22 protein-coding genes are annotated in these 24,387 nt (G+C 68.2%); 15 read left to right on the top strand and 7 right to left on the bottom strand.

What is annotated here, in order from left to right; genetic code table 11:
• Window positions 1-11: 11 nt before the first annotated feature.
• Window positions 12-1,337 carry a glutamate-1-semialdehyde 2,1-aminomutase gene (gene hemL, locus AC07C1_RS11525; protein ID WP_478938498.1) on the bottom strand — a complete coding sequence of 442 codons (1,326 nt, stop codon included), beginning with the start codon at window positions 1,335-1,337 and terminating at the stop codon, window positions 12-14.
• A gap of 297 nt (window positions 1,338-1,634) precedes the next feature.
• On the opposite strand from hemL, the gene AC07C1_RS11520 reads away from it, so the two are divergent.
• A complete protein-coding gene (locus AC07C1_RS11520; RefSeq protein WP_478938497.1) occupies window positions 1,635-2,360 on the top strand; it encodes a hypothetical protein in 726 nt (241 codons plus the stop codon).
• 67 nt (window positions 2,361-2,427) lie between these two features.
• Here AC07C1_RS11520 and AC07C1_RS11515 read toward each other — a convergent pair whose 3' ends face one another.
• Together AC07C1_RS11515 and AC07C1_RS11510 are read right to left on the bottom strand one after the other, a co-directional pair.
• Window positions 2,428-3,765 carry a tyrosine-type recombinase/integrase gene (locus AC07C1_RS11515; RefSeq protein ID WP_478938728.1) on the bottom strand — a complete coding sequence of 446 codons (1,338 nt, stop codon included), beginning with the start codon at window positions 3,763-3,765 and terminating at the stop codon, window positions 2,428-2,430.
• A gap of 1 nt (window position 3,766) precedes the next feature.
• The gene (locus AC07C1_RS11510) at window positions 3,767-4,084 is read right to left on the bottom strand and encodes a helix-turn-helix domain-containing protein (protein WP_478938496.1); all 318 of its coding nucleotides are present in this window, start codon (window positions 4,082-4,084) and stop codon (window positions 3,767-3,769) included.
• A 466-nt stretch (window positions 4,085-4,550) separates the two neighbouring features.
• Between AC07C1_RS11510 and AC07C1_RS11505 the strand changes: the two genes are divergently transcribed.
• From AC07C1_RS11505 to AC07C1_RS11485, 5 genes are all read left to right on the top strand, one after another.
• Entirely contained in the window at window positions 4,551-4,793 is a 243-nt protein-coding gene (locus AC07C1_RS11505) for a helix-turn-helix transcriptional regulator (protein WP_478938495.1), read from the top strand.
• A 137-nt stretch (window positions 4,794-4,930) separates the two neighbouring features.
• Window positions 4,931-6,190: a DUF3631 domain-containing protein gene (locus tag AC07C1_RS11500; RefSeq protein ID WP_478938494.1), complete on the top strand. Its 1,260-nt coding sequence runs from the start codon at window positions 4,931-4,933 to the stop codon at window positions 6,188-6,190.
• A gap of 190 nt (window positions 6,191-6,380) precedes the next feature.
• Window positions 6,381-7,265 carry a DUF2637 domain-containing protein gene (locus AC07C1_RS11495; RefSeq protein WP_478938493.1) on the top strand — a complete coding sequence of 295 codons (885 nt, stop codon included), beginning with the start codon at window positions 6,381-6,383 and terminating at the stop codon, window positions 7,263-7,265.
• Window positions 7,266-7,395: 130 nt separating this feature from the next.
• On the top strand, window positions 7,396-8,034 hold the full coding sequence (locus tag AC07C1_RS11490; protein ID WP_478938492.1) for a MobC family plasmid mobilization relaxosome protein: 639 nt from the start codon (window positions 7,396-7,398) through the stop codon (window positions 8,032-8,034).
• Window positions 8,034-9,740, top strand: a complete 1,707-nt coding sequence (locus tag AC07C1_RS11485; RefSeq protein WP_478938491.1) for a relaxase/mobilization nuclease domain-containing protein — start codon at window positions 8,034-8,036, stop codon at window positions 9,738-9,740. Before AC07C1_RS11490 ends, AC07C1_RS11485 begins: the two co-directional genes overlap by 1 nt.
• Before the next feature lie 138 nt (window positions 9,741-9,878).
• Here AC07C1_RS11485 and AC07C1_RS11480 read toward each other — a convergent pair whose 3' ends face one another.
• Together AC07C1_RS11480 and AC07C1_RS11475 are read right to left on the bottom strand one after the other, a co-directional pair.
• Entirely contained in the window at window positions 9,879-10,433 is a 555-nt protein-coding gene (locus AC07C1_RS11480) for a flavoprotein (RefSeq protein WP_478938490.1), read from the bottom strand.
• Entirely contained in the window at window positions 10,430-11,707 is a 1,278-nt protein-coding gene (locus AC07C1_RS11475) for a helix-turn-helix domain-containing protein (RefSeq protein WP_478938489.1), read from the bottom strand. The genes AC07C1_RS11480 and AC07C1_RS11475 overlap by 4 nt, the downstream gene beginning before the upstream one ends.
• 175 nt (window positions 11,708-11,882) lie before the next feature.
• Between AC07C1_RS11475 and AC07C1_RS11470 the strand changes: the two genes are divergently transcribed.
• The 9 genes from AC07C1_RS11470 (at window position 11,883) to AC07C1_RS11430 (ending at window position 21,540) form a co-directional block, all read left to right on the top strand.
• Window positions 11,883-12,320: an ATP-binding protein gene (locus tag AC07C1_RS11470; protein ID WP_478938488.1), complete on the top strand. Its 438-nt coding sequence runs from the start codon at window positions 11,883-11,885 to the stop codon at window positions 12,318-12,320.
• Window positions 12,321-12,322: 2 nt separating this feature from the next.
• Complete coding sequence (locus AC07C1_RS11465; protein ID WP_478938487.1) at window positions 12,323-13,642, top strand: UDP-N-acetylglucosamine 1-carboxyvinyltransferase; 1,320 nt, start codon at window positions 12,323-12,325, stop codon at window positions 13,640-13,642.
• Entirely contained in the window at window positions 13,639-14,883 is a 1,245-nt protein-coding gene (locus AC07C1_RS11460; RefSeq protein WP_478938486.1) for a metallophosphoesterase, read from the top strand. The genes AC07C1_RS11465 and AC07C1_RS11460 overlap by 4 nt, the downstream gene beginning before the upstream one ends.
• A complete protein-coding gene (gene dcd / locus AC07C1_RS11455) occupies window positions 14,880-15,419 on the top strand; it encodes a dCTP deaminase (RefSeq protein WP_478938485.1) in 540 nt (179 codons plus the stop codon). Before AC07C1_RS11460 ends, dcd begins: the two co-directional genes overlap by 4 nt.
• A complete protein-coding gene (locus AC07C1_RS11450) occupies window positions 15,416-15,952 on the top strand; it encodes a dCTP deaminase (protein ID WP_478938484.1) in 537 nt (178 codons plus the stop codon). Before dcd ends, AC07C1_RS11450 begins: the two co-directional genes overlap by 4 nt.
• Window positions 15,949-17,064, top strand: coding sequence for a glycosyltransferase family 4 protein (locus tag AC07C1_RS11445; protein ID WP_478938483.1), 1,116 nt, complete (start codon window positions 15,949-15,951; stop codon window positions 17,062-17,064). The genes AC07C1_RS11450 and AC07C1_RS11445 overlap by 4 nt, the downstream gene beginning before the upstream one ends.
• Before the next feature lie 94 nt (window positions 17,065-17,158).
• Window positions 17,159-18,202 carry a serine hydrolase domain-containing protein gene (locus AC07C1_RS11440; RefSeq protein ID WP_478938482.1) on the top strand — a complete coding sequence of 348 codons (1,044 nt, stop codon included), beginning with the start codon at window positions 17,159-17,161 and terminating at the stop codon, window positions 18,200-18,202.
• 87 nt (window positions 18,203-18,289) lie between these two features.
• On the top strand, window positions 18,290-18,568 hold the full coding sequence (locus AC07C1_RS11435; protein WP_478938481.1) for a hypothetical protein: 279 nt from the start codon (window positions 18,290-18,292) through the stop codon (window positions 18,566-18,568).
• Between the two features lie 293 nt (window positions 18,569-18,861).
• The gene (locus AC07C1_RS11430; protein WP_478938480.1) at window positions 18,862-21,540 is read left to right on the top strand and encodes an ATP/GTP-binding protein; all 2,679 of its coding nucleotides are present in this window, start codon (window positions 18,862-18,864) and stop codon (window positions 21,538-21,540) included.
• 15 nt (window positions 21,541-21,555) lie between these two features.
• Here the strand turns inward: AC07C1_RS11430 and AC07C1_RS11425 are convergent, their stop codons facing one another.
• Both AC07C1_RS11425 and AC07C1_RS11420 read right to left on the bottom strand, forming a co-directional pair.
• A complete protein-coding gene (locus tag AC07C1_RS11425) occupies window positions 21,556-22,086 on the bottom strand; it encodes a hypothetical protein (protein WP_478938479.1) in 531 nt (176 codons plus the stop codon).
• Window positions 22,086-24,359 (bottom strand): hypothetical protein, encoded by a 2,274-nt coding sequence (locus AC07C1_RS11420; RefSeq protein WP_478938478.1) that lies wholly within the window; start codon window positions 24,357-24,359, stop codon window positions 22,086-22,088. Before AC07C1_RS11420 ends, AC07C1_RS11425 begins: the two co-directional genes overlap by 1 nt.
• Window positions 24,360-24,387: the final 28 nt, after the last annotated feature.

The raw sequence follows: 24,387 nt of genomic DNA, 5'->3' as shown, positions 1-24,387 counted from the left end.
GTTCCCGTTGCTCACGCGGTGGCCTCCGCTGCCGCCCGGGCCGCCGCCGGAAGGGCGTCGGCGATCTTCTGGATGGCTCGCTCGTCGTGGGCCGTGGACACGAACCAGGACTCGAAGGACGACGGCGGCAGGTAGACGCCGTTCGACAGCAGCGAGTGGAAGAACGCGGTGAAGCGGAACGACTCCTGCCGCTTGGCGTCCTCGTAGTTCCGCACCTGCCGGTCGGTGAAGAACACGGAGAACATGTTGGACGCGGTCTGCAGCCGGTGCGCGACCCCCTCCTTGCTCAGCGCCTCGGTGACGAGGGACTGGATCTGCGCGGAGACGGCGTCCACCTTCTCGTAGGCCGCGTCGTCCAGCAGCCGCAGCTGGGCCAGCCCGGCGGCCGTGGCGACCGGGTTCCCGGAGAGGGTGCCGGCCTGGTAGACGGGCCCGGCGGGCGCGAGGTGGGCCATGACATCGGCGCGCCCCCCGAAGGCGGCGGCGGGGAAGCCACCGCCCATGACCTTCCCGAAGGTCATCAGGTCGGGCGTGACCCCGTCCACCCCGTACCAGCCGCTCCTGCTGGTCCGGAACCCGGTCATCACCTCGTCGGAGATGTAGAGGGCGCCGTTCTTGTGGCAGGCGTCCCTGAGCCCCTGGTTGAACCCGGGGGCAGGCGGCACGACGCCCATGTTGCCGGGTGAGGCCTCCGTGATCACGCAGGCGATCTCGCCCGGGTGCCGGTGGAAGGCCTCCTGCACGGCCTCCAGATCGTTGTACGGCAGCACGATCGTGTCGCCGGCCTGCGCACCGGTGACACCCGGGGTGTCGGGCAGCGCGAAGGTGGCGACACCGCTTCCCGCCGCGGCGAGCAGCGAGTCCACATGCCCGTGGTAGCACCCGGCGAACTTGATCACCTTGGCCCGCCGGGTGAACCCGCGGGCGAGCCGGATGGCCGACATGGTCGCCTCGGTCCCGCTGCTGACGAGCCGGACCTGCTCGACGGGCGCCACCCGGGCGACGATCTCCTCGGCGAGCGCGACCTCGCCCTCACCGGGCGTCCCGAAGGACGTACCACGCGCGACGGCCTCCTGGACGGCGGCGATGACCTCGGGGTGGGAGTGCCCGAGGATCATGGGCCCCCAGGAGCACACGAGATCGACGTACTCGCGCCCGTCGGCGTCGGTGAGGTAGGCGCCCTTCCCGGACACCATGAACCGCGGGGTGCCGCCGACGGCGCGGAAGGCGCGCACCGGGGAGTTCACGCCGCCGGGTGTGACGGCGGAGGCGCGGTCGAAGAGCGCCTGGGACTCGGGCGCTCCGTACGGATAGGGCGTTTCGCTCTGGGCACTCATGACGTGCGGTTCTCCGGCCTCTCGGACTCCGGTTGCGTGGTGACCCCCTCAGGGTAGGCCGCGCCCCGTCCGGGCAGCGGACGGCCTCAAGATCAAGGCGGTGCCATCCACCATCTGCGAGACTGAGACCTGATACACACAGCTCATACGCACGTAATGATCAGAGGCCGGTAAGTTCCCCCGTGGACTGTTGTTCCACCGCACGTTTCGGCGGGCGGCCGTGGGGGAGGTCACTGACACGATGATCGGGTTGCGCGGCGGGGGCCACGCGTCCTAGAAAAGCAGTCGGGTGGAGATATGCATCGCGGTGGCGGACTGGGCGAGGGGACTGATGACCTGGGTCCTCGACGTGCCCGGCGGGGAAGGCACCGGCGCGACGCGGAGGACACGACCGAAACACGTCAGACCGACGCACGTCAGGCACAGGGTGTACCGAGTGAGCCCGAGCGGTACGACCGGCAGATCGACCGGCACATCGACCAGCACCTGGAGCGGCAGACCGACCAGTACCTGGAGCGGCAGCTGGACGGACCGGTCGACCGCCGGGTCGACCGCCTCCGGGCGGGGAGCAGGAATGGTGGTCGGGTGGGGGTGACGTACAAATACTTCGGCGCGCCGGACGGCGCGACCGCGGCCCGCGTGCCCATCTCGATGCGCCCCGAGGAACTCGGCGGCGACGAGCTGGGCATGAACGGCATGTTCACCAAGATCAAGCCGGAGACGATGGCCGCGATGGTGCTGACCGGCATCCAGGGCGTACCCCTGCACAAGGTGCCGCCCCTGGAGCTGGTCGTCCTGCACCCCGACTACGCGGTCGTCAAACTCCCCACGACGGTCGTCGACCCCCTGCGCGGCATCGGCGAGGAGACGGTCGGCGCGGCGGCCTTCATCTGGTCGACGGTCCCGGACCGGGGCGGCCCGCGCGACGCGTTCAACGTGTACCAGCTGCTGCACGAGTGGCAGGACTTCAGCCATCGGTTGCATGAGGCGGGGCATCAGCCTTATTGCTTGGTTTGGCCCTGACCTGGGGTTTCTCGGGTAGTGGGCGGGGTTTTCGGACCCCGCCCTCGTCATGTGCCGGAAGGGGCCTTCAGGCGGCCAGGGCACATTGAGGGCACATTGGTTTCGTTTGGGGCGCGGATGTGCCCTGGGCGGCGGGCGGGGCGCCCTCGTCTTTCGCCTCGGCTTCCGTTTCCGTGAAGACGTCGTCGATCGCCTTGCGGGTGCGGGTCTCGCTGGACGGCAGCAGGTGCGTGTACGTCCGCAGGGTGAAGCCGGGGTCCGAGTGGCCGAGGTACTCGGAGAGCGCCTTGATGCTCTCCCCCGCGTCCAGGAGCACGGAGGCGTACGCGTGCCGGAGGGCGTGCATGCCGTCTTCCGGGGCCGCCTGGAGGTAGCGCGCGCCACGCTTGCGCGGAGGGATCACGCCGGCGGCGGCAAGGGCGCGCTTCCAGTCGCCCATGTTGAAGACGCTGCGGTTGTAGGCCCGCCCCTTCTTGTCGACGAAGAGGAGGCGGAAGGTCTTCGGCTCGCCGTCCGGCTTGCCCCACGGCAGGGTGACCTCGACCGGTGGGAACTCCTTCATGTGGGCCTTGAGAGCAACAGCGATCTGAGCCGGCAGGGGCACTGACCGGATCTTGTTGCCCTTGGGCAGGGCGAACACGGGCTTCGTACCGACGAGCCGTACCTGGCGGCTGACGTGGATCCAACCGCCCTTGAAGTCGATGTCCTCGACGGCGAAGCCGAATACCTCGCCCTGACGTAGGCCGCAGCCGAAAGCGAGTCGGCCGCCACCCTGGAAGCGCTTCGGGAGCCCGGCGATGACCGCGCGGACGCGCTCCAGCGACCAAGGGATGATCTTCTTCTTGGTCGCGGTCGGCAGCTTGACCGACTTCGCCTTGCAGGGGTTCTTCGGCAGCAGCCCGTCCTCTACGGCCATGCCGAGGATGCTGGAGAGGATGTCGAAGATGCCCTCGATCGTGGACACTTCCAGTTCCGCGTCCTGGAGGGTGCGGATCCAACCCTGAATGATCGAGGGCTGGTTGAGGGACCGCAGCTCGCGTCGGCCGAGGTGCTCGACGATGTGGTTGCGGACCGTCGCCTCGTAGCGGAGCGCGGTCGTCGGGCCGACGGAGTTCGCGTCGAGCCACTTCTGCGCGTAGGCGCCGAGTGTCTGCTTCGTCTCGGCCGGGACGACGTAGGAGCCCTGCCGGATCTCGACGTCGACCTCGGCGGCGCGGTTGTCCGCCTCGGCCTTCGTGTCGAAGTTCTCCTTGCGCTGGCGGCCGTCAAGGTCACGGTAGCGGACTTGCCAGCGCTTACCGACGCCATGGTCGGTGGTTGGGGCCATCTGCCGTGTACGGCTCTTGTGTTCGCCGCACTCGGCCTCGGTGGGCTTGGGGTGGGACTTGTGCCAGCGGTCGTACACGTCAGCCAAGAAGGGCCTCCTGGATGGGGGTGAGGGACTGCGCGGTGGCGCAGGACGCGGGGGCGTGCGTCGGCCACGGGAGCAGCAGGGCTGCCGGGGAGATACCGAGGGCGGTGGCGATGGCGACGAGGTCGTCGATGTCGCATCGTCGGTGGGCGCGTTCGGTGCGGCTGAGGGCGGTGTTGGACATCGGGCGACCCAGCGCGGTGCAGCGGGCTGCGAGCTGGTGCTGGGTCAGGCCGCGCACGAGGCGTAGGTGCTCGATGGCGCGTGCGGTGTGGAGGCCGGCGGGGCCTATTTCGACAGGTCGAGTTGCCATGACAGGTAGCTGTAACTTGCATCCGACCGTCATGGCAAGAGTTAGTTCTTAAACTCTATAGAAGTCGCCCGGGGGGCGAAGTGGTGTTCGTCTCCTCGAATTCCGGTACATCACGCGCCTTTCCAGCGGGGAGGCCGTGCTATGTTCCCTCCGCATCTTGGAGATGGGCGATTTGAGTTGCTATCGGCCACAGCGTCCAGGGGGCCGACCGCTCCACCCCTCACTGCCAGGCGCCGCCTCTGAACTGCGGAGGTATCGGATTCCGACCCCTCCTCCCTCTTGCGTCCCCACAAAAGTCTCGACTTCCACGTGAGCGATTTCGGCAACCGGGGAACCACCCTTACTGTTTGGTCTCCCTCGGCCGCACCGAGAGAAGTAGTACAGAGTTTCAGAACTAACTCTAGACTTCTACATGGGTGGTGTGGCTGTGTTGTCCAGGCCGTTGTCCAAGACGAAAAGGAGCCCTGTGCCGAAGACCTCTCCCCGTAACACCAACGCCCCTGTCGCCGCCGCAGTTGCCCAGCGCGGCCCGCTGGCCACACCCGCGGAGGTCGCCGCGTACCTCGGGGTGCCGGTGAAGACGCTCTACCAGTGGAAGTACCGGGGCATCGGCCCCAACGTGCACAAGGTCGGCCGTCACCTGCGCTACCGCTGGCACGAGGTGGACGCCTGGCTGAACGCCCAGGCCACATACGACCTCGCAGTCTGAGGCCGCCCTTTCCGGGACAGCGAAACGGCTCTCGGCGAGCCACCGCCGAGAGCCGCACAGTCCCTGCCCCGTCACCCGTGAATGACCGATCCGATGGGCCGGGCCTTGCCCGTCCGGCCCACCAGGGAGGAACGCCTGTGGACGAACCTACGACCTCCACCACCCCCACCGCATCCCCGACGCCCACCTGGCCGCCCGTCGCCGTCCCCGGCCAGGCAGGCCCCGCAACGCCCGAACCCTCGCCCACCGAGGACGAGAAACCGCCCCAGGCTCCAGAGGGCGCGGCCCTGCTGGACGAGCTGCGGGAAGCCATCGCCCGGTACGTGATCCTTCCCAGCAGCGATGCGCTGACCGCCGTCACGCTGTGGGTCGCGGCTACGCACATCCAGCCCGCCCTCCAGCACGCACCCCGTCTGGCGGTGGTCGGGCCGGCGAAACGATGCGGCAAGTCCCGCCTGCTGGACGTGATCACGGAGACCGTGCGCGAGCCGCTGATCACGGTCAACACCAGCCCAGCGGTGGTGTTCCGCGCCATCGGGGACGACCCGCCCACTCTGCTGGTGGACGAGGCCGACACGATCTTCGGCAGTATCAAGGCCGCCGAGAAGAACGAGGAGCTGCGTGGCCTGCTCAACGCCGGCCACCAGCGCAACCGGCCCGCCCTTCGCATCTCCGGCCCCGAGCACAAGCCGCAGGCGTTCCCCACCTTCGCCATGGCCGCCCTCGCCGGCATCGGGGATCTGCCGGACACGGTTATGGACCGGGCGGTGGTGATTCGCATGCAGCGCCGCAAGGACGGTGAGCGGGTGGACCAGTTCCGCTCCCGCCGCGACATCCCCGCCCTGCATCAGCTGCGCGACCGGCTGACCGCCTGGCTGCGCCCCCTGATGGACACCGCAGCGGACCTGGTACCGCCGATGCCGGTGCAGGACCGGGCGGCAGACACCTGGGAACCGCTCGTCATCGTCGCGGAACTGGCGGGCGGCACCTGGCCCGAACAGGCCCGCGCCGCGTGTGCGGCCATGTGTGCGGCCGAGGCAGGCAAGGACGACGAGTCGAACCTGAAGACCCGCCTGCTGCAGGACGTCCGGCGCGCCTTTGCGCGCTGCGGGGACCCGGACATCATGCGGACCCGGGACCTGCTGGACGAACTCCTCAAGGACCAGGAGGCGCCGTGGGCCGAGTACGGCACCGCCGGCCTGAGCCCGCGCCACCTGGGCATCCTGCTCAAGGACTTCGACATCAAGGCCGCCACCCATCGCTTTGAAGGCGGACGGCAGGCCAAGGGCTTCGCCCGCCTCCGCTTCGCCGACGCCTGGGCCCGCTACTGCCCCGAGGAGCCGACGTCCGAAGGCGGCGACGAGAGCACCGCCTCCGGTCCGGGCCTGCACCCGTAAGGACTCGTCGCACTCGTCGCATCGCAGGTCAGCCCCGCGACGAGTGTCGTCGCCGTGACGAGTCCACTCGTATCACGCCGACCTTCCGTACCTGCTCTGACCAGGCACGCGACGAGTGCGACGAGACCCCACCCCTCCCACCATCCTCACGCAGTGCCCATGACACCCGCCCCCGCCTGGAGTCCCCCGCTTGCCTTCACGCACCACCCAAGCCCCCGCGCCGGTACTGACCGCAGCGATCCGCCTCGGAGTCGCCCTGGTCGGCACGATCGGCTTCGCCCTCTCCTACGACGCCCTGCGGCAGATGGCCGTCGCCATCCACATCCGCGGAGTCCTCACGTACGCCTTCCCCCTGGTGATCGACGGGTTCATCGCCATCGGCGTCGCCGCCCTGCTCATCCTGCGAACCGCACCCTGGCGGTCCCGGCTGTACGTCTGGGCACTCGTCGGCATCGCCACGATCACCAGCATCTGGGCCAACGCCCTGCACGCCGTCCGACTCAACCAGCAGGCCCACACCACCGGGCTCCACCTGGACGATGTCACCGTCGGAGCCCTGTCAGCCATCGCCCCGCTCGCCTTGGCCGGAGCCGTCCACCTCGACCTCGTCATCCGCCGCCACCCCACACGCCACGTTCAAGAGGCCGCCGCCACAAAGAGCCACAACATCCCTGGCCACAGGCACAATCACACCCGCTACGCCGAGCCGACTCCGCCATCCGAGGGCGACGCCGGTCTGCCGGAGCAAGCAGAGATGCCCGATGTGGCCGGTCACCCAGGCGACGCGGTGCGGAACGCCGCCAATGTGCCGCAGGCCCGGAAACCGCTCGCCACGGCAGAGAGCCACGAGACCGACGGCACCTTCGACGAACTCCTCGCCCTCGCCCGCACGGCACCTTTGGGACGCGGAGGCCGCGCCTCACGCCGCAACATCGAAGCGGCGATCCGAGACGCCGGCTTCCCTATCGGCAAGGACCGCCTGACCCAGATCAAGGACCAGGTACAGGCTGAACTCGACCAGGCCGTCGGCCAGCGGCAGACCGAGCCCGTCAAGGAAGCCGCCGACGCCTTCTGAGGCTCCTAACCGCGCCTATCACCATTCGCGCTCGACTTCTCCGCTCGTGCCCACGCTGCCCAAGGCGGGGACGAGCGCCTGTCGAATCACGTCACAACCGCACCCGCAACATCACATGGAGAACCGCTCGATGCCCGACCTCCACAACGAACTCCCGACCATCGAGCAGGAGGTGACGACCGTCACCCAGCCAGCAAGGTATGCCATTGGACCGTCCAAGGGCCGGCCCAACAGGGACACCCCCGCCCCGGGGGTGGCGGAGGAACTCGGGCGCCAGGGGGAGCCCGAGGAGAAGCAGCGCGCCGGCGCGGGGACCGCCGTGTTGCCACGCGCTGCTGAAGCTGCCGCCCTGCACCGCATCGCCCGTCGCCGCAAGCGCAAGGACACCCAGCGTAAGGAGCGTGTCGACGTCCGCTACAGCGTCGACGAGAAGACCGCGATCCTCCGCAAGGCGCGCTCACTGAACATCGCCGGCGCCCACTACGTCGGCGCCGTCGTCATGGCCCACCTCCACGGCGACCTTGCCCTCCCCGGCCAGCGCACCGCCCTGGACGACTACATCGACGAGCTGACCGCCCTGCGCAGCGAGGTCGCAAAAATCGGGAACAACGTCAACCAGATCGCCCGCAAGCTCAACTCCGGCGGCCATCCACACCCTGGGGACACGGCGGCCCTGGACCGCGCCGAGCGCATTCTGACTGCAGTCCGTGCCGCAGTCGGCGAAATCGCAGCAGCCGCGAACCGGGCCGTCATGAAGAAGGCGGCCTGATGATCGCAAAAATCAGCAGTGGAAAGGACACCGCCGGCCTGATCCGCTACCTGTTCGACACCAAGAAAGCCAAAGACCACACCGACCCCCACCTGGTCGCCTCCTGGGACGGGTTTGCTCCCGACCCCGGCCGCAGCGACGACTTCGACGCCACGAAGAAGCGCCTCGTGGCCGACCTCGACCTGCACGTCAAGCAGGCCCGCCGCCACGGCCGTGCACCCGAGCGGCACGTGTGGCACTGCTCCGTCCGCGCCGCCACAACCGACCGCCACCTCAGCGACGAGGAGTGGGCCGACATCGCCCGCCGCGTTGTGGCCGCCACCGGCATCGCGCCACAAGACGACCCGGACGGCTGCCGCTGGGTCGCCGTCCGCCACGCACCCGACCACATCCACATCGCCGCCACCAAGGTCCGCGGCGACCTTCGCCCCGCACGCCACTGGAACGACTACCTCACCGCCGACCACGAACTGGCAGCGATCGAGAAGGAATACAGCCTCCAACAGGTCGTACGCGGAGACCGCACCGCCGCCAAACGACCCACCCGAGCCGAGCAGGAGAAGGCCCGCCGCGCCGGCCACAAGGTGACCGCTCGCGAGCGCCTCCGGTTCACGGTACGCACCGCAGTCTCGGTCGCCGCCAGTCCGGAGGAGTTCCTTCACATCCTCGACGCCACCGACGGCGTACTGATCGAAATCCAGCGATTTCCCTCCGGCGACATCCGCGGCTACAAGGTGGCTGTCGAAAACGACGCGAACACCGCCGGCGAACCCATCTGGTACTCCGGCTCCTCCCTGGCCCCCGACCTCTCCTTCCCCCAGGTCCACAAACGCCTGACCGCCACCGAGCAGCCCAGCGAGACTACGAAGCGCCAGCGGTCCGCGCCGTGGGCCGAGGCGACCGCTGCCGCCGAACGCATCCCGGCCCACCTGGACCGGGATGGCGACGCAGCAGCACAGGCACACATCGCAGCCTTCGGCGAAGCCCTCGACGCCCTGCCCCTCCTCGCCCCGAAGGAGATCCGCCCCCGCCTCCGCCAAGCCGCCGCAGCCTTCGAACGCGCCACCCGCTCCCGCATCCAGGCGGAACACGCTCACGCACGCGCCCTACGCGGTGCCGTCCGAGCCATGCGCACACAGTCGGCACCGCGTGACGGAGCCCTGCTGGCCATGTTCCTGGACGCGGCCATCCTCGCGGTCCTCGCAGCCAGACGATGGCACCAGCTACGCCAGCACGACCAACAGGTCGTCGCGGCCCGCCAAGCCCTCGTTCACCTACAGTCCGCATACGACCGGGCAGCCGCAGTACCCCTGGCTGTCCTCGCCCACCGCAAACCCCCGACCCCCAGCATTGAACGGCTCGCCGCCTTGGTACACGAGGCAGTACCCACTCACGCCCGGCAGGTCCTCGCCGATCACGCCTGGGCAGCCCTGGCCACCGCCCTCGCCGACGCTGAAGCGGCTGGGCACGAGCCAGCTACGCTCCTCAGACACGCAAGCGACCAACGATCACTGGACGATGCCCGTTCCCCCGCACGCACCCTCACCTGGCGCGTCCAACGCCTCAGCCAACCCCCTGCACCCAACGGCGGAGGACGGCCCGCCAAGGGCCGCCAGGCGCCAGTCACGCGAGAAGCGGCCACATCCACCCCTGTACCCCGGCAGCCCCATCCGAGTCAGGTGCACAAAGCCAGGCGCATTTCCTGAGTGAACATTCGGGGCGTTCACTCAGTGAACGCTTGCGGCGTTTCCTGAGTGAACGCCCACGGTGCCCCTTGAGGGACAGGCGCGGCGGAACGGGCATTGGCGCTGATCCTCACGTCCCGCTCCTGGAGAGGAACGGCGTCACGGCACCATGTCGATGACTGGTTCCAGCAGCTCCAGGGCTTCCTCCCACTGGAAGCGATCCGCCGCGCCGCCGGCCCTCGGCCGGTGCGGCTCGCACGTGCCGATCAGGACGCCCATGCCCCGCAGCCGGTCCAGGCTCTGCTGATAGGCGGGGTGAGCTGCCTGCGCGGAGTTCAGGTAGGGCAGGGCCACGGTCGGGATGCCCATGCCGTACGCCTCGCACAGGATGCCCAGTGCGAGGGTGTCGGAGATGCCGGCTGCCCATTTGTTGATCGTGTTGAAGGTGGCCGGGGCGACGGCGATCGCGTTTGTGGGCGGCAGCGGGCGCGGGTCGCCGGGCTGGCGCCAGGCGGAGCGGATCGGGTAGCCGGTCTGCGCCTCGACCGCCTTGGCGTCGATGAAGCCGAGGCCCTGCGGGGTGGCGACGACACCGACGTCCCAGTTCGCCTCCTGGGCCGCAGTGATCAACTTGCCGACGTCACGAGCGACACCGGCGGCGCAGACGACGACGTACAGGAAGGGCTTCTTGTCCGGGGCGGTCGGTTCGGTCACGCGGGAACTCCCAGTTGGCGGCTGAAGTGGTGCAGTTCCGGAAGGGTACGTCGGCGGTCGCGTGCGGCCATGTCGGCGACCAGGCGCCGGATGTCCGGGCGGCGGATGTCCTGGGCCGCACACGTCTCGGCGATACGAAGGGCCTGGTAGCCGTCGGCGAGGCGGCCCTGCTGGCTGTAGGCGCGGGCCGCCTCGACCCACAGGGCAGCGCGGCGCTCGGGGACCGGGATGTGCCGACGCATGAGCGGGCGGGCCGCCTGGAGGGCGAGGCCGGCGTCACCGAAGGCCACCAGGGCGCTGAGTTCGTGCAGGGCGACGTTGGTCGGGCTGAAGGTGGCCCAGGCGTCGGGCCGGTCGAGAGTGACGTACCGGGAGACTTCCTTCGCCTCAGTGAGGAATTCCTTCGTAGCCGCGCGGTCACCACGGCTGCTGGCTGCCGTGACTCCGCGTAGGAGGAGAAGTCCCACGGCTGCGAGGTACTTCGGTGATCGCCGGTCGTAGGAGCCGGTGAGCTGGTCGGCGGTGTGCCGGACCAGGGTGACGGCTTCGCCAGCGTGCTTCTCGCGGACCATGACATGGGCCTGAACACGGACGCTGGAAGCGAGCACCACCGGGTCACCTGAGCGTTCGGCCTCGGCCATGGCCCGGCCGACGGCCAGCCACGCGTTGCCCTGGTCGTGCTGTTTGAGCAGGAGGCTGGTCGCGGTCTGGTACGCAGTGGCCAGGAGCCCGGACACCGTGTCCCTGTCCCTCGCGTCGCCGGCGGCCAGGCGCAGGTCGGCGATCAGGTGGGGGAGGGTGCGCTCCAGCTCCGTGTAGTGGCAGGTGTGGAACAGCCTGAGCGCTGCCCCGACTCGTTCGTACAGGACGGCGGCATCGTCAGGGTTGCCGGTGCCCAGTGGGCCGGGACCAGGCAGGAGGGCCTGGACGAAGGCGGTGTGCGAGTTGGACGAGCCGGAACCGGCTGGGGCCGCAAGCGCGGCGATACTCGCGGCGAGGAAAGTACGGCGGTGCATGTCGTCAGCTTCTGAATTGGTGGCGGAGGCCCCCTGAGCAGGGGCGAGACCCAGCTCGTGGGGCGGGATGTTCAGCTCCTGCGCGACGGCCCGTAGCACGCGGATGTCCTCCGTGCCGCGACCGCTCTCCAGGCGGCTGAGCTTGGACTGGTGGTAGCCCAGCGCTGCAGCCACGTCCTTCTGAGAGCGTCGCTGTAACACCCGTGCCCGGCGAACCCGTTCGCCGATCCGTCTCGCCTCGTCATGCGCATCGGCCATCTGCCACGGCTCCCTCCGCCGTCGCTGATCCTGCCTGCTCAATCGAGCATAGATCAGCCGAAGTTGGCGGCGATGCAGCTCCTGCATAACTCATGCAGCGCCCGCACCCGGGCTAACCACTCACCGCGACAGGCTGGTTGCTTGATGTGGCCGCACCTACTCCGGGAGGCCGCTCATGGAAGCGCACCAGCTCACCCTCTCCGTACCCACAACGCCCGCCGCAGCGACCACTGTCCGGCACGAGGCCGTGGACGCCATAGCGGGCTGGGGCGCCGGGCTGAGCACCGAGGTGACGCACACGGTCGAACTCGTGATCAGCGAGCTCGTCACCAACGCGGTCCAGTACGCCTACACCGGATCGGTCTCGCTCTCGGTGTGTCTCGACGAGGCGGTCCTGCGGATCGAGGTGCGCGACGAAAGCCCGGTGCTGCCCCAGCCGGACCTGCCCGACGCGGACAGCGAGGGCGGCCGGGGCCTGTTCCTCGTCGCCGCTCTCGTCGACCGGTACGGCGCCGATCCGGTGAAGGGCGGCAAGCGCTGCTGGGCCGAGATCGACCTGCTCGGAAAACGCCACCAGGAAGTGGCCTTCGCCTTTCCCCTGCAGAGGAGTTGATGATGACGAACACCCGCGCCCCTGGCGTGGCCGCCGAGGTGATCGCCGTACGCCCCGGTCCGCCGCTCGCCGGCACCGTGCGCGTCGACGGCTCAAAGAACGCCGCTCTTCCGCTCCTGGCCGCCGCGTCGGCCCTCGGCCGCCCGGTTCGGCTGACCAACGTCCCGGACAGCACGGACGTCCAGATCATGCTCGCCCTGATGCAACAGGCGGGGTGGCATGTCGCACGTCCCGTGGGCGAGCCCGCTACGGCTGTGGTCATGCCGGCGGAGGCGCGCCGGGGCCTGCCGGACCTGGCACAGGCCGCTCACATCCGCGCGTCGTACTACCTCGTGCCTGCCCTGCTCGCGCGTTACGGCCGGGCACGGCTGCCCTGGCCGGGCGGCTGCCGGATCGGCGCCCGCGGGATGGACCTGCACTTCAACGTGTACGAGGCGTTCGTTGACCGGAGCGAGCAGGACAGTTCCGGATACCGCGTCGAGGCTGGCACGTCGCTCAGGGGCACCGTCTCACTCGTCCTGCCTTTCCGCTCACGTGGTGCGACCGTGTCCGCGACGCTCCGAGCTCTCACTACCGGCCGACCCCTGCGACTGGGCCAGCCCAACCTGTCGCCGGAAGTCCTGAGCCTGCTCGATGCTCTGGCGTCGGTGGGCTGGGAGATCCGCACCGGCGAGCACCTGCTCACCCTTACACCGCCCTCCTTGCCGCCTGCTGGTACCGCTGTCTGGGCGGTGCCGGGCGACAAGGTCGAGGCGGCCACGCTGGCCTGCGCGGTCGCCACGACACGCGGTACCGCCCAGATCGTGGGCGTCCAGGGCAAGGACGTAGGCCCCTTCGTGGCTGCTCTTCGTCGGCTCGGCGTCCCCGCCGACGCCGAGCCGGGTGGTCTGTCCGTCCGCGGCCAGGAAGCTGTCCCCACCGGGGATGCCCTGCGGGCCATCGCCTCCCTGAGCCCGGCCGGCCTAGACGCCGATTTCGAACCACCCCTCATGGCACTCGCCATCGGCCTCCCTGGCACCCACCTGTTCGCCGACGCCATCAACCCCGGCCGCCACGGCAACTTACTGCCCCAGCTGGCCCGCCTGGGCGCCGAGATCGAGGAGATCTCCCCCACCGAATGCCGTCTGACCGGGCCCCAGCATCTGACGGGCGCGGGCGTCGAAGCCACCGATATCCGCACCGGCTCCGCCCTCATGGTCGCCGGCCTCACGGCCCGAGGCGTCACCACCATCGGCGGCCTCGACCAGCTGCGTCGCGGTCACGCCGACCTCTCCGGCAAGCTTCGCACCCTGGGTGCCGACATCTGCGAGGTCACTCCATGACCGCCGGCGCCCGCCCCCTGAGCCAGATCGTGGCCACGACGGACGTGCACTCTGCGTTCGACAACGCCGCGCCGTTCCTGACCCACCTCCACGCGCTCCGCCCCACCTCGCTCGTCGTGGACTGCGGTGACTTCTTCGAAGGCAGCGGCTACTACCGTCTCGCTCACGGCACGATCGAGCGGGAGATCCTGCTGAACCTGTACGACGTCCTGGCCCCCGGCAACCACGGCTGGGCCCACCACTTCGAACCCGACCTCCACCGGCGCACTGTCTGCGCCAACGCAGTCGATGCGACCACCGGAGACGCGCTCTTCCGCAGGCTGTACGTCGCCGACATCATCGACCGGCGCGTCGGCGTGACCGCCGTGATCGGCCGACAAGCCTTCCACGCGATCCCCGCCGCCCAGCGAGCCGGCCACTGCGTCACGGATCCCGTCCAAGCCTTGCGTGAACTGTTGCTCGCCCACCACCACGAGGTGGACAGCTGGGTGCTGCTCAGCCATTCCGGCTTCGAGGAGGACCTCGGACTGGCGGCGGCCTGCCCCTTCCTCGACGTGATCTTCTCCGGGCACTGCCACAGTGATCAGTACGAACCGGTCCGCGTCGGCTGCACCCTGGTCGTCAAGGGCCGCGAACTCGCCGGTGGCTATGCGATCGCCACGCCTGTGGGTACGGGCTGGGGTGCGGGCACCACGGGTTTTCCGGAGCGGCCATCGGGCGTCGTTCCCACGGAACTTACGCGTCTGCACTCTCGCATCGAGGACGTCCGACTGCAGCTGACCGGCGTCCTCGGCACCATCAGACCGGCCTACCGTCACCAGACCCTCGACCGGCGCGCCTTGCTCCTGGACCTCACCCACCGACTGCGCACGGCACTCGGCGCAGACGCGGTCATCCTCAATCAGACAGCACTGCGCGCCGTCCCACTGGGCGAGTCCCTCACCCGGGGCGACCTGCTCTCCATCGAACCGTTCGCCAACCAACTGGTGCACGCCCACGTGCCGGAAGCGGACCGCCTCGACCTCCGCGGCCTGCTGTCGCGACTGACCGCACGGACCGGCCCGCTCATCACCGCCCCCGTTCCCCTGCCGGACGTTCTCACCACCGTGCTGACCACCGACTACCTCGCCGACACCTACCTCGGCGAGCGCACGCACGAGGCCGGCCTGCGCCTGGACCAGGCCGTCCAGCACGTCCTAACCGACCGGTTTCCTGACCCTGCGGATGGAGGCAAGCCGTGATCCTCACCGGCCCCGAGATCACCGCTGCCGCCCACGACGGCCGACTCCGCATCACCCCGTTCGCCCCCGACCAGGTCAATCCCAACAGCTACAACGTCCGGCTCGGCCCCACCCTGATCACGTACACAGGCGAGGTCCTGGACGCCCACCACCCCAACCCGACCCGTGAGACCACGATCGGTCCGGACGGGTACATCCTCCGGCCCGACGAGCTCTACCTCGGCCACACCCTCGAAGAGGTCGGCTCCGACACCTTCGTCCCGCTGCTCTTCGGCCGCTCCTCCGTCGGCCGGCTCGGCCTGTTCGTCGAGATCACCGCCCCCATCGGGGACATCGGCTTCCACGGCCAGTGGACACTCATGCTCACCCCGATCCGACCCCTGCGGGTGTACGCGGGCATGAAGATCGCGCAGATCATGTTCTTCGTCTCCACCGGTGCCCTCGCCCTCTACCGCGGCAAGTACCAGGCCGCCACAGGCCCGCAGCCGTCCGCCTACTGGCGAGACTTCGCCGCACTCCGGGCGGTGGCATCGTGATCCTCACCGGCCCCGCCATTGCCGCCGCCGTCCAGGCCGGCGAGATCACCATCGACCCCTACGAGCGCAGCCGAGTCTCCTCGAACGCCTACGACTGGCGGCTCAGCGACACGATCCGCATCTGCAACGGTTCCCTCGACGCCGCCGCCCCCACCACGTTCGCCGAGCAGACCATCCCGACGACCGGCTTGGTACTGCAGCCCGGTCTTCTTTACTTGGGCATCACGCTGGAGCGGACCGGTTCGGAGACGTACGCGCAGATGCTGAACGGCGACCGCACCATCGGTTCCTTGGGCATCTGGGTCCACGTGTCGGCTCCGCTTGGGCACCAGGGCCATGCGATCCGCTGGACGCTGGAGATCCGCGCCGCCCGGCCGGTGCGCGTGTATCCAGGAATGACCTTCGGCAAGCTCGTCTTCCTGACCGCCTTCGGGGCCCCGGCCAGCTACCAGCAGCAGCCCGCCAAGTACGCGTCGACAGACGGCATCGACATCTCACGCCTCTACGAGGAGATCAACGGAGGAGTGCAGTGAACCCCCGCCCGGCAACCGGCCCGCTGACCGCCACCTTCCTGGACCTCCCCGCTGGAAGCCCCGGCGGCAGCGTCGAGCTGTTCCTCGACCTGTACACCGGCGATCAGCCCCTCATCCCGGCCCACGCCTTCATGCTCACGCCACTTGGTCGCGGCCCCCGCCCGCCAGCCGGCCTCAGTCTGCTGCCCGTGGCCGGCAAATGCCTGGAGGGAACGGCCTTCAGCCGCTACGTCACCGCCCTGCGTCGGGAACTCGCAGCCGTGATCGATCCAAGACAGATCGGGGTTCTCCACTTGCAGCACCTCGCGTTCGGCGCCACCCCAGCTCTCATCCGGGCTCTGTCCGCGCACCCTCGGATCGCTCTCGTCCACGGCACCGACCTGCTCTTCGCGGAAACGCACCGAGACCAGCTGCGGGTGCTGCGTGAGACGGCCCGTGCTGCCGACGCCATAGTCGTCCCCACCAACGCGATGGCCGACCGTCTCCTCAAGCTCGCCCCGCAGATCGAACGCCGCAAGATCACCCACATCCCCTGGGGCATCCCCGATCACCTGCTCACCGACCCACCCGCCCGGCCTGCGCGCGCCTCCACCAGCCACCTGCGGCTTCTATACGCGGGGCGCCTGGCCCCCGAGAAGGGTGGTGAGGCCCTGATCAAGAGCCTGGCTCCGGTACGCGGCGTGGAGCTGAGCGTTGCCGCGCCCAGAGCCCAGTTCCACGCGCTGGCTCCGCTGCTGCAACGGGCCGGCGTACGACCCCGCTACCTCGGCTGGCTCCGCCGTCCACAACTGTGGAAAGCCTTCGCCGAACACGACGTACTGGTCATGCCGTCCACCACCCTGGAGGCGATGGGCCTGGTCGCGCTGGAGGCCCAAGCTTGCGGACTGCCTGTCCTCTACCAGCCCGTGCCTGGTCTCAGCGAAGCGCTCGCCGCTTCCGGCATGGCCACCGACTTCACCAACTCTGCCGCACTCGCACGCGACCTCGACCGGCTGAAAACGTGTCCCGGCCTTCTGGCCGCCCTGCGGCAGGCAGGCTATGCGAATGCCGCACGCTATCCCCTCTCGGCAACGGCACGGTCCCTGACCGACCTCGGTCACCAGCTCACTTGAACCGCCGTCCAAATGGCCCGACACGTCACTACCCGAACCGCTCAATGAACGTCACTACGCTGGCCAACGGCATGCCCCAGCGAAGAGGGAGACCATGACGTACGACAACGACCGCATCGAAGTCCTGCTCGACGAGGGCGTCCGCGACAAGGTCTACCCCGGCGTCGTGTGGGCCGTCGGCGACGCCACCGGCATCCGCACCCAGGGTGCCACCGGCGTCCTAGACCCCGACGAGCCAGACGTGCCGATGCGCGCCGACACTGTCTTCGACGCTGCCAGCCTCACCAAGGTCCTCGCTGTCTGGTCATCCATCGGCGCCCTATGGGAGGAGGGTGCCCTCGCCCTCGACCAGCCCTTGGGGACTTTCTGGGCCGAGGTCACCGGCCATCCGCTGGGAGCCGTAACCGCCCGCCAGCTGCTGACTCACACCGCCGGCGTCCCACTACGGGCCCAGCTGAAGAACCTGTACGGGACCGACCCCGACAACATCCGTCGCGGCGTCCTGCAGGAGCAGCTCCACCGGGCACCTGGGGGAGCCGTCGAGTACACGGACCGGGCCGCCCTCATCCTCGGCTATCTCGCGGAACACCTCGCCAGCCAACCCTTGGACCAGCTGGCCACCGCCCGTACCTGGAACCCGCTGGGCATGGACTCCACCCGCTTCGGACCGCTGCCCCCCGAAACCGCCGCCCGCTGCGCCCCGACCGAACTCGACCAGGACACAGACACACATCTCAAGGGAACCGCCCACGACTTCTCCGCACGCCTTCTGGGCGGCGTCTGCGGTATCGCGGGCGTCTTCACCGTCCTAGACGATCTCGTCGCCTTCCTGCGCTACATGCTCGACGCTTCCGCGCCCCGAACCCCTGCCGGTTTCGGGACCAAGTGGACCGCTTGCTCTCTGACCGTCCAGACCGGAAAACTCCAGCCAGCCCGTGGCCTGTTCTGGCACCCCGCCCCCGGTACCACCGCGGAACAGGACGTGTGGGTCCACTACGGCTTCACCGGCACGGGCATGTGGATCTCGCCCGCCAAGGACCGATGGGCGGTGCTGCTCACCAACAAGCTCTACTACACACGCGACCGAGGACCTCTGACCGACGTCCGCAACGCCTTCCGTGAACTGGCCTTCACTTGAGGCAGCAAGCCAGGTGGTGCAGCTGCAACCTTGCGTTGCACCGTCCCAACCTGCTGCCCTGCCAGAGCCTTGCCATAGCCTGGACACATGGCTTTGAGCAACGAAGAACGCGACTTGCTGCAGCTGATCGCCCAGTCTCCCAGGCCGGTGGCAATGTCCGACTACTTCCCGGTCCTCAACCCCGCCGAGCCCGGCATGGACGAGAACCACCCCGGCCACGAGGCGTGGGTCGAGCGGCAGATGGCCTGGTACGGCGTCTCTGCGGAGCTGTGGAAGAAGGGCCTCGTCCACGTCGTCACCCCAGCCGATGGGAGTCACCCCGACCTCGTCGTACCCACGGACGCCGGGCGCGCTGCACTGGCATGACGCAGGAAGCCAACGGGGCGTAGCAGTCGTTCCGACCCGTTGCCGGGCACCACCCCCGTACGGCAGCGGGCAGCCCGCCCCGGAAGCAACCCACTCCGTGGAACAACCGTTCCGCAATGCATGAACTGCTTGCCCCCGTGTCTCCCCGAACCGGCCTGACGAACAGGCGGATGAGCGCCAGCAGCGTGGCGCGTGACCATGAGGGAAGATGTGAGGTTCCGGCCTGAATGCGGGCTTGCCAGGCTGTGGCCAACGCAGCGTAGATTGGCTGCAGTTGATCGTCAGGGGGAGCGGTGGCAGGGCGGGACCTTCGAACGCTGTTCAGCTCGAACGACCGGAGCATCGCCGCCAGTGAGGCGTTCACGAACCGGCAGGCACAATGGCAGGCGGTAACAGCCTGCCTCGCAGAGCACGTACGGCACGTGGCCCGTGCGGACTTCGACGCGGAGGACCTGGAAGCTCCCCGCCACAACATCCTCGTCTTCCACGGCGTGGGCGGGATCGGCAAGTCCACGCTCTCCCGCAAGATCGAGGCGTCGCTCGCCCACAGCGAGCACCGGCCCGCGCAATGGGAATCGCCGTCCTATCCCGAGGAGCGGGCACTGCCGGTCCGTATCGACCTCGCCCGCGCCGCAGGCATCGACTTCGAGCGTGTCATCCTCGCCATCCGTCTTGCCGTCGCCGTGCTTGGCCGGCCGATGCCCGCCTTCGACGTCGCCCTGCGCCGCTACTGGGAGCACAACCACCCGGGCGAATCGATCGAGGACTACCTGCGCCGGGGTGGGCTGCTGAGCCGCTTCAGCGCCGCTGCTGCCCTTCCCCAGCAGATGCAGTCCGCGCTCAGCGACATCGCCCAGGCCCTGCTCCTGCCCGGCACCGTCGGGAGCGCGCTCGGTCACGGGGCCGGATTGCTCGTCAAGGCGTTACGTGAGCGGCGCCAGTCCGTACGCGCCCTCGCCGGCTGCTCCCGCCTGGCCGACCTCCTGGAGGCCGAGCCCGACCTGGAAGCCCTCAGCTTCTACCCGCATCTTCTCGCCTGGGACCTGGCCCAGCTCCCGGCCGACAAGAGCGCACTACCCGTGATCCTGCTGGACACCTTCGAGGACACCGGCGACCGCACTCACCGCGACTTCGAGCGACTGCTCCAGCGCATCGTGTGGCTGATGCCCAACGCGTTCTTCGTCGTCACCGGGCGCAACCGCCTCCAGTGGGCGGAGACGAACCTGGATGGGCAACTCGACTGGGTCGGACCGAGCGCCTGGCCCGGCCTCGTCACAGGCGACGCTGCGTACACCCGGTCGGATGCCTCCAGCCGCCAGATCTTGATCGGCGACTTCTCTCCCGAGGACTGCGAGGACTACCTGACCCGCAGGCTCAGCCGCGGCGGCCAGCCGCTGATCACCGAACCGGTCCGCCGGATCATCGCCGAGCGCTCCCACGGACTGCCCCTGTATCTAGACCTGTCGGTGATGCGCTATCTGGAGCTGCGACGTGGTGGCAGGCAGCCGCAGGTCACCGACTTCGACCATGACTTTCCCGCCCTGATTGCCCGGACCCTCAGTGACCTCACCGCCGAAGAGCGCCACGTGCTCCGCTCGGTCAGCCTGCTCAGTGCATTCTCCGTGCACCTGGCCACCCAGGTCGCCGCCATGGACCACGATGCGCCCGCCCTGCGACTGATCGAGCGTCCCTTCATCCGTGAGTCCTCCTCCGGCGTGTGGCCTTTCCATATCCACGACCTCATCCGGTCCGCCATCCGCAACGCGGACGACGGCAGTGACGACCGCTGGTCACAACAGGACTGGCAACGCGCGGCCGAACGTGCATTCCACGCCCTGGAAGCGCAGTGGCGGCAAGACCTGCGACACGATCGAACCGTCCTGGTCGGCTGCCTGCAGCAAGGTCTGCTTCTCGCACGGGACTTCCGCCTCGATCTCGGCTGGCTCGCCGATGCCGCCTTCCAGTACGTGGCAGATTCCATCTGGGAGCCCCTCGCTCTCCCGTCCGTGGAGAACACGTCGACACCCGGGCTGCAAACTGCGGCGGATGCTCTGGTGGAAACGCTCAGCGCCATCGCCCGCCGTCAGCACGAGCACCGCGCGCGTACGGCCAGTCGGCTCTCGGCCGTCCTGGCGTCGGGGCTGCTCCCCGATGAACTGGTCGAACTCGCCACGTACTACCTGGCAAAGGCCCAGCGAGACCTCGGGCTGACCGACGATTCGCGCCAGGGCATGCAGCGCGTCGCCTCCGCCGGCGGTCGGCTGGCCTTTGCCGCCGGACGCGGCCTGGCGCATCTGAGCCGACTGTCCGGAGACTTCCCCGCGGCGATGGATGCCGCTGGAAGACTTGGCTGGGAGGGGCGACATCATCGAGTGCTCGGTGACGTGTGGTGGGTCCAGGGAGACATGGACCGGGCAGCAGCGGCCTATCTCGCAGCCCGGAGCGAAGCCGAACAGCACGGCATGGCTGGCGAGACCGCCATGTCCCAGGCGCATCTCGCCTTCGCCGTCGCCTTCACCGACCCACGTCGGGCCGATGACGAGCTCGACCTGGCAGACCAAATGCTGTCGCGCCTCAGCCTGCGCTCCACCGAGATGACCGCTCGCATCGCCGCATTGGTACGCGATGCCGGCTACGCCGCAGACCTACCGGACCGGGCCGCCGTCCTCCTCGCCGAGATCGGCGTCTCCGGAATCTCCTACGCCGCAGCCAAGCTCCACCTGACCCTGTGCTTCCACCATGCGGTCCTTGGTGCCCAAGACGAGCTCGAGGCCGGGATCGCCCGCCTGCGCGAGCTCACCCGCAGCGGCGACTACGCGTACTACGTCGAGATCGCCCACTTCATGGCCGACCTCCCGCTCCCCGCCGAGACCGCACGGGCACGGTGGATCGACGGGGAACAGCGGACCCGCGAACGATGGCGCAACATAGTGACGACACGCCGCGAACGCTTCGGAGATGATCGAGGTTAATACTTCAAATGGCCTCTATTTAGTGCAGCCGAACTTCTTTGTTTCGCGAGGGACGAAGTCGTTGACGAAGCGAAGAAGTTTCTTGTAGCCGGTGGGAGTGTCCTCGACGCGGTCGCCCCAGAAGTCCACCACTACGGCCACGTATGCGGTCCTGGTGTTGCACGTTGCCTCGACCACGGCGCGGTCGCTTCCGATCGACGCGTGCCCCGGGAACGCGACCTTTCGCTGGGCAGCGTACTTGTACGGCGTTCCGACCTTGTTCCAGTCTGTCGGGTCCGGGGCTCGATCCCACCGGTTCACGGCGACAGACAGGACACCACGGCCGTCCACGCTCAGGTCACACTGTGCGCCGGGGTGTGACTCGAAAAGCGTGTATTTCTGCTTCAGGCTGTCTCCATTCGGAACCAGCGGCGACAGGACCGAATGATTAACGGGGACATGGCAGAAACTGCCTGGAATGCCGGGTTGAGTTTTACTGCATCCCGTCATCGCGAGCACAAAAACGCCACAAAGGACCAATTGCGCAGTGCGCCGCGCTTTTGCCATCAGTGAATTCCCGCCATCCCTCGGAACTGGGCGCCGCCATCATTGGCCCAACCTTCGATTTGCTTGTACACGCCGTCATTGGGCGAATACCCTGGGTGACTCTGGCTGGAGGCCCAGTCAGAGTTGACCGAGTACCACTGATCGGCGATGGAATTGAGCTGATTCCGACGCAGGTCGTAGGTGTGTTGGCTATCGCTGGTCAGCTTGTCGGCCTGATGCTGTTGCTCATCCATGATCCAGGCGGTGGTGAGCACGTCCGCGCCACGCTGGGCGGCGTCTCCGTAGACCGGGATGAAGTTCAGCGCCCCGCCCAAGGCGTGATAGCTCCATGCCTTGTCCCAGGTGTAGTCGTGCTGATCACCCTTGAGCGCGGCGTACCGGGCATCCTCCATGAACCCGACAGCGTATCCGGCCGAACTGAGCGTGTCCTCCGGCCGTCGCGAGCGGTCATGGATGTCGTCCATGATGGCGTAGTTCATACCCTCATGCAGCAGGCCATAAGAGTGTTGGCTCCGGGAGATCTGCTTGGTCATTTCCATGACCTGCTTCTGATCCAGCGTGGGGCCGACATCGGGATGGCGCCTGCCGCTCGGGTCGCTCATCGCCACATAGGTCTCGTGACCGTGATTGGTCATGATCTTCGCCATGTCATCGCGCAGGGACGGAGGCATGTCGTCTCCCTGCTTGGACAGGATATCCAGTGCGTGCACGAAGACTCGGTTGTTGGCGTCCGTGTGCGGCGTCGGTCCCACCGGGCGGGGTCCGTGCGGGTCGATACCGGTGGCTGCCGCGGTCAGGGCGTCGCCCAGTCCCCTGCGGTCGTCGGTGTCCTGTACATCGGACGTGTCGATCTCTCGGTTTCCCTGCCAGTCAGTGGTGTTGACGACCTTCCAGTCTCGGTCCTTGAGAAGGTAGTGGAGACGGTCGTCAGTGCCGCCCGCGTGCGGGTCGAGATAGCCGGCGGCTGCCTCCGGGTCACGGCCCATGATGCCCAGGGCACCGTCAACCGGGTCATTGGCGAACCAGTCGTCGCCGTTCTTGCTGTCGAAGTTGCCGTAGAGGTCCCAGACGTTCGGGTGGTCCTTCTCCGCGGCGATCGCGCCGTCGGTGACGTCGGACAGGAACTGCGGTGAGTAGTCACCATGTCCCTGCTGCATCAACGTGACCAAACTCTGGTAGCCGCGGACCTGCTGGCCGTGGCCCTTGGTCATCATCTGGATCTTTTCCCCGGCGGCCTTGAGGTCGTACTTGTCGGTGCCGTGTTCCCTCAGGTCGTTGCCGAACTTGATGTAGAACTGGGCGTCGTCGGTCGTAAGCCAGTTGTCGAAGGCTTCGTTGTATCCCTTTGACCCGAAGGGCAGGTGTTTGCCGTTCGCGTCCTTGAAGTCGGGGACACGAGTGGCGGTCGCCAGCGAGTCGGCAATGCCTCCGTTGATCTGCAGGTAGGCGTTCTTGTCCTTGGTGTCGTCGAAGTACGCCAGGTCGTCGATCTTGTTGGTGAGCTTGAGGGTTTTGTCCGCGCCGAGGGAGTTGAGGAGGGTCTGGCTGAAGACCTTGTCGTGGGAGTTGTCGCGCATGAGGCGCTGCCACTCCTTCAGGTCGTCGCCTTGCAGCTTGTCGCCGTTCAGGATCTGGTCGGCATACTGCTTGGCCTCGCGGGCCTCGTACACCTCGATGTCACCGACGGCGGAGCCGTTGAAGGTGTGATCGCCCTGCCCCATCGCCTCGTCGAACGCACGCTGGATCCAGCTCTTGATGCCAGCCGCCTCGTGGAGAGCGAGCTTCACGCCCTGGTCGGCGTCGTCCACCTTCTGAACGGCGTCCTTGATCTTCTTCGTCCAGGCCGCTTCAGCGTTCTTCGCCTGGGACACGTACTTGGGGTAGTCCTCGTCATGTCGCATCGGGGTGAGCTTGCGGAAGTCGTAGACCGCCTCGCCCTGGCTGTTGACGGACATGTGGTCCGCCTTCACCTGCTCGACAACGTCGTTCACGTGGCCGATCAGTTTGGAGAACTCTTGATGGGCATCCCGCAGGATTGAGGCAATGGCGCGGGCTTCAGTCTGCGCGTCCTTGAACTGCTGGCGGGTGGCAGCCAATTGCGCGGCCCTGACCGCTGCAGTGATACCTGCCGTGTCCTCGGTCGCCGCCGACTCCACCTTCGCGGCGTAGAGGGTCTCCATGTCCTCGAAGCCGCTGGCCATGTCCTCCCAGTCGGTGGCCGCCGTCGTCAGAACACCGAGCTTGATGGTGACCACGTCCTGATAGCTGAGCATGCCCGTCCTTCTCCCCGTCCCCGTTTCC

It is taken from the genome of Streptomyces sp. NPDC045022 (genome assembly GCF_056432605.1).
Note: the sequence above shows the minus strand (reverse complement) of the source record. Positions and strands in the feature narration are given on the sequence as shown.